Annotated in this window: 2 protein-coding genes and 1 pseudogene; all 3 read left to right on the forward strand. The window is 72.2% G+C overall.

The genetic code is table 11. From position 1 onward, the window contains the following. Nucleotides 1–233, forward strand: a 233-nt coding sequence (locus MTQ10_RS30125; protein WP_247473751.1) for a flavodoxin-dependent (E)-4-hydroxy-3-methylbut-2-enyl-diphosphate synthase, incomplete at its 5' end; no start/stop codon positions are given. A gap of 221 nt (nt 234–454) precedes the next feature. Further along, on the forward strand, nt 455–1303 hold the full coding sequence (locus MTQ10_RS30130; protein ID WP_247473752.1) for a GNAT family N-acetyltransferase: 849 nt from the start codon (nt 455–457) through the stop codon (nt 1301–1303). A 34-nt stretch (nt 1304–1337) separates the two neighbouring features. Then, nucleotides 1338–1778, forward strand: a pseudogene (locus MTQ10_RS30135) (GNAT family N-acetyltransferase); the annotation flags it as partial. Nucleotides 1779–1826 lie beyond the last annotated feature (48 nt).

Here is a 1826-nt window from a genome sequence, read left to right on the forward strand (position 1 = left end):
GCGTCGCCGTCATGGGCTGCGTCGTCAACGGCCCCGGCGAGGCCCGCGAGGCCGACCTCGGCGTCGCCTCCGGCAACGGCAAGGGGCAGATCTTCGTCAAGGGCGAAGTGATCAAGACCGTACCCGAATCCAAGATCGTCGAGACTCTGATCGAAGAGGCGATGAAGATCGCCGAGCAGATGGAGGCCGACGGCGTCACCTCCGGCGAACCCACGGTCTCCGTCGCCGGCTGACCCGGGCGGCAGGGGCGGCGGCCGGATCGGTCCCGCCGCCCCCGCGCACGGACACCCGCCGGCCCGATCCGGCCGCGCCCCCGCGCACGGACACCCACCGGCCCGATCCGGCCGCCCGTGCGCGGCCCACCCGCCCGATCCGGCTCCCACGGGGCGACGCGGCACAAAGACGGCAGGTACAGTGCGGAAACCAGCAGACCCCAGTGTGTGAGGCCCCGCGCGTGTTGACCCAGACCACCTCCCGGGTCCTCGAACCGAGCGACCTGGACGCCGCACTCGCCGTCCTCGACCGCGACCCGGTCGCCAACGCCTTCGTGACCGCCCGCGTACAGATCGCCGGCCTCGACCCCTGGCGCCTCGGCGGCGAGATGTGGGGCTGGTACGAGGACGGCATGCTCACCTCCCTCTGCTACGCCGGCGCCAACCTCGTCCCCATCTGCGCCGGACCACGCGCCGTCCGCGCCTTCGCCGACCGCGCCCGCCGCGCCGGCCGCCGCTGCTCCTCCATCGTCGGCCCCGCCGAACCCACCGCCGAGCTGTGGCGCCTCCTCGAACCCCACTGGGGCCCCGCCCGCGACGTCCGCGCCCACCAGCCGCTCATGGTCACCGACCGCATGCCCGCCGACGTCACCCCCGACCCGTACGTCCGCCGCATCCGCAAGGACGAACTCGAGACGATCATGCCGGCGTGCGTGGCCATGTTCACCGAGGAAGTCGGCGTCTCCCCCCTCGCCGGCGACGGCGGCCTTCTCTACCAGGCCCGCGTCGCCGAACTCGTCGGCTCCGGCCGCTCCTTCGCCCGCCTCGACCAGCAGGGCCGCGTCATGTTCAAGGCCGAGATCGGCGCCGCCACCCCCCGCGCCTGCCAGATCCAGGGCGTCTGGGTCGCCCCCGAATACCGCGGCCAGGGCCTCGCCGCCCCCGGTATGGCCGCCGTACTGCGCTACGCCCTCGCCGACGTCGCCCCCGTCGTCAGCCTCTACGTCAACGACTACAACACCCCCGCCCGCAGGACGTACCACCGCGTCGGCTTCCAGGAGATCGGCGCCTTCATGAGCGTCCTCTTCTGACCGCACCCCACGAACGCCGCTGTACGCTCCCCGCATGGACGTAGAGATCGGCCCCCTGGACCTGTCCGCCCACGTCGACGAGGCCCTGGCCGTCCAGGCGGTCGCCTTCGGCCTGAGCGCCGACGAAGTCGCCGTACGCCGCCAGATCGTCCAGCGTCACATGAACCACCCCGGGGCCCGCGCCTTCGGCGCCACCACCGCCGACGGGCGCCTCGTCGGCTTCGTCTACGGCATGCCCAACGACCGCGCCCACTGGTGGTCCACCGTCGTCGAGCCCTACCTGCGCGCCCGCGGCCTCGACCACTGGCTCGACGACGCCTTCGTCATCACCGAACTGCACGTCCACCCCGACCACCAGAACCGCGGCATCGGCCGCACCCTCATCACCACCATCACCGACACCGCCACCGAACCCCGCTCCATCCTGTCCGCCATCGACACCGAGAGCCCCGCCCGCGCCCTGTACCTGTCCCTTATACCCATCTGACGCTGCCGCCGAAGCTAGAAGTGTAGAAATTGCTGG

This window comes from Streptomyces sp. XM83C, from assembly GCF_023072675.1.
GTDB lineage: Bacteria > Actinomycetota > Actinomycetes > Streptomycetales > Streptomycetaceae > Streptomyces > Streptomyces thermocoprophilus.